The organism is Streptomyces sp. (genome assembly GCF_036566765.1).
GTDB lineage: Bacteria > Actinomycetota > Actinomycetes > Streptomycetales > Streptomycetaceae > Streptomyces.
This window is the reverse complement of the sequence record NZ_DATCVQ010000543.1, coordinates 1-3,691: the sequence shown is the minus strand read 5'-3', so window position 1 is coordinate 3,691 and position 3,691 is coordinate 1. Positions and strand designations below refer to the sequence as shown.

Annotated in this window: 3 protein-coding genes; all 3 read right to left on the bottom strand. The window is 72.2% G+C overall.

What is annotated here, in order from left to right:
- Positions 1-96 precede the first annotated feature (96 nt).
- Positions 97-1,257: an acyl-CoA dehydrogenase family protein gene (locus VIU94_RS31495; protein ID WP_331916616.1), complete on the bottom strand. Its 1,161-nt coding sequence runs from the start codon at positions 1,255-1,257 to the stop codon at positions 97-99.
- An 8-nt stretch (positions 1,258-1,265) separates the two neighbouring features.
- Positions 1,266-2,204 (bottom strand): hydroxymethylglutaryl-CoA lyase, encoded by a 939-nt coding sequence (locus VIU94_RS31490; protein ID WP_331916614.1) that lies wholly within the window; start codon positions 2,202-2,204, stop codon positions 1,266-1,268.
- A partial coding sequence (locus tag VIU94_RS31485) for an acetyl/propionyl/methylcrotonyl-CoA carboxylase subunit alpha (protein WP_331916612.1) occupies positions 2,201-3,691 on the bottom strand: 1,491 nt, incomplete at its 5' end. The genes VIU94_RS31490 and VIU94_RS31485, both read right to left, overlap by 4 nt.

Here is a 3,691-nt window from a genome sequence, read left to right as displayed (position 1 = left end):
CGGCCGGGTGGCCGAGGGCGGCGGCCCCGCTCGCCGCCCCGGCGCCGTCCTGGTCGTCGGGACGGGCGGGGGCGTGGCGGGCGTAGGGTCCGTGGATCAGGCGGGAAGCCCCAACTCACGGGCGATCAGCATCCGCTGGACCTCGCTGGTGCCCTCGCCGATCTCCAGGATCTTCGAGTCCCGCCACATGCGGGCGACCGGGTACTCGTTCATGAAGCCGTAGCCGCCGTGGATCTGCGTGGCGTCGCGGGCGTTGTCGACGGCCACGGTGGAGGAGTACAGCTTCGCCACCGCGGCCTCCTTCTTGAACGGCTCGCCGAGGACCAGGCGGGAGGCGGCGTCGCGCCAGCCGATCCGGGCCATGTGCGCCCGGGTCTCCATGTCCGCGATCTTGAACTGGATCGCCTGGTAGCTGCTGATCGGCGCGCCGAAGGCGTGCCGCTCCTTCGCGTACTTCACCGACTCGTCCACACAGCCCTGCGCGAGTCCGGTGGCGAGCGCCGCGATCGCGATCCGGCCCTCGTCGAGGATGCGCAGGAACTGCGCGTACCCGCGGCCCTCCTCGCCGAGCAGGTTCTCGACCGGGACGCGGACGTCGTCGAAGGACAGCTCGCGCGTGTCCGAGGCGTTCCAGCCGACCTTGGAGTAGGGAGCGGCGACGGTGAAGCCGGGGGTGCCGGACGGGACGATGATCGAGGAGATCAGCGGCCGTCCGTCGTCCTTGCGCCCGGTGACGGCGGTGACGGTGACGAGCCCCGTGATGTCCGTACCGGAGTTGGTGATGAAGCACTTCGAGCCGTTGATGACCCAGTGGTCGCCGTCCCGGACGGCGGTGGTGCGGGTGCCGCCCGCGTCCGAGCCGGCGCCCGGCTCGGTCAGGCCGAACGCGCCGAGCATCTCGCCCGCGCAGAGCTTCGGCAGCCAGGTGCGCTTCTGCTCCTCGGTGCCGAAGCGGTAGACCGGCATCGCGCCGAGCGAGACGCCCGCCTCCAGGGTGATGGCCACGGACGAGTCGACCCGGGCGAGCTCCTCCAGGGCGATGCCGAGGGCGAGGTAGTCGCCGCCCATGCCGCCGTACTCCTCCGGGAACGGCAGGCCGAACAGGCCCATCTGGCCCATCTGGCGGACGATCTCGTAGGGGAACTCGTGCCGCTCGTAGTAGTCGCCGATCTTCGGGGCGACGACGTCGTGGGCGAACTCCTCGACGGTGCGGCGGAGTTCCTCGTGCTCAGGGGTGAGCCGGTGGTCGAGGGACATGTGTTTCGTCACTCCTTGTGGGAGAGGGCGCGGACGGTACGGGAAGGGCTGGGTCGGCCCAGTTGTTCGGCCATCCACGCGCTGGTGGCGGTGAGGCGACCGAGGTCGACGCCGGTCTCGATGCCGAGACCGTCGAGCATCCACACGAGGTCCTCGGTGGCGAGGTTGCCCGTGGCGGACTTGGCGTACGGGCAGCCGCCGAGGCCGCCGGCGGAGGCGTCGACGGTGGTGACGCCGTGCCGGAGCGCGGCGAGGGTGTTGGAGAGGGCCTGGCCGTAGGTGTCGTGGAAGTGCACGGCGAGGCGGGATGTGGGCACGCCGGCGTCGTTGAGGCCCTGGAGCAGGGCCTCAACGTGCCCGGGGGTGGCGACGCCGATGGTGTCCCCGAGGCTCAGCTCGTCGCACCCCATGTCGGCGAGGGCCTTGGTGACCCGGACGACCTGCTCGACGGGGACGGGTCCCTCCCAGGGATCGCCGAAACACATCGACAGATACCCGCGTACGGACACCCCCTGCTCTATGGCCCGGGTGACGACCGGCTCGAACATGGCGAGCGCCTCGTCGACGGTCCGGTTGAGGTTGGCCTTCGCGAACGACTCGGTGGCGGAGGCGAAGACGGCGATGTGGCGGGCGCCGAGGGAGAGGGCGCGGTCGAGCCCGCGCTCGTTGGGCACGAGCACGGGCAGGCGCACGGGGAGGCCGCTGACCTGCGGGAAGAGCTCTTCGGCATCGGCGAGCTGGGGCACCCAGCGGGGATGCACGAAGCTGGTCGCCTCGACGGTGCCGAGCCCGGCGTCGGCGAGCCGGCGGACGAACTCGGCCTTCACGTCGGTCGGGACGACGGTCTTCTCGTTCTGCAGCCCGTCCCGCGGCCCGACCTCGTGGATCCGCACGCGTGCGGGCAGGGCGGGGTCGGGAACGGTCATGGGCAGACCGGGCGCGGTCATGCTTCCTCCCTGGGCGCGACGACGGCGAGGACCTGATCCATGGCGACGGTCGCACCGGGCGTGACGTCGAGCTCGGTGACGGTCCCGGCGTGCGGGGCGGAGATGACGTGCTCCATCTTCATCGCCTCGACGACGAGCAGACTCTGCCCCGCCTCGACCTCGTCCCCGACGCTCACCTTGACGACGGTGACGGTCCCGGGCATGGGCGCGGCCAGCGTGTCCGCCCCACCGTGCCGGGCCCCGCTGAGCGCGGCGGCGACGGGATCGTGGTCGAGCACATGCCAGGAGTCCCCGTCCCGCCCGAGCCAGTTCCCGGCGCGGTGGAACCGGTGGGAGATCCCGTCCACTGTCACCGTGACGTCCGTGGCCGTGACCCGGGCGCCCTCGGGCGCCTCCGCCGTCGCGGGTTCGAGTCCCGTCACTCGTACGGGGAACGCGAGCGGCATGGGACGGCCGCCCAGACGCCAGCCGTTCGGCACCGAGAACGGGTCCGTCCAGCCGTCGCCGGGCTCCGGGGTCAGCTCCGCGAGCCGTACCGCCGCGGCCGCCGCGTACACCTCGTCCGGCACCCCCTGGGGCACCAGGCTCTCCGCCTGGCGCTCCACCAGGCCTGTGTCCAACTCGCCCGAGACGACGTCCGGGTGGGCCAGCAGCCTGCGCAGGAAGCCCGCGTTCGTGGGGACGCCCAGGGTGACCGTGTTCGCGAGGGCCGCGCGGAGTTTGCGGAGGGCCGCCTCGCGGGTCGGGGCGTGCACGATGACCTTCGAGAGCATCGGGTCGTACAGGCTGCCGACCTCCGTGCCCTGCGAGAGGCCCGAGTCCGTGCGCACGCCGTCGCCCTGCGGCTCGTGCAGGGCGAGGACCGTGCCGCCGGACGGCAGGAACCCGCGCGCCGGGTCCTCCGCGCAGATCCGCGCCTCGATCGCCCAGCCGTCCAGCCGGACGTCCGACTGCCCGAAGGACAGCTCCTCGCCGGCCGCCACCCTCAGCTGCCACTCCACCAGGTCCACGCCGGTGACCAGCTCGGTCACCGGGTGCTCCACCTGCAGGCGGGTGTTCATCTCCATGAAGTAGTACGAGGACGGGTCCACGCCCGGGACGATGAACTCCACCGTGCCCGCGCCCACATACCCGCAGGACCGCGCCGCCTCCACCGCCGCCGCGCCCATCGACTCCCGGATCTCCGGGGTCAGCAGGACGCTCGGGGCCTCCTCGATGATCTTCTGGTGGCGCCGCTGCAGCGAGCACTCGCGCTCGCCGAGGTGCACCACGTTGCCGTGCGCGTCGGCCAGGACCTGGATCTCGATGTGCCGCGGCCGGTCGATCCACCGCTCCACGAGCAGCGTGTCGTCGCCGAACGACGACCGCGCCTCGCGTCGCGCCGACGCGATCTCCTCCGTCAGGGACGACAGATCGCGTACCAGCCGCATGCCCTTGCCGCCACCGCCCGCCGAGGGCTTGAGCAGGACGGGAGCGCCCAGCTCCCT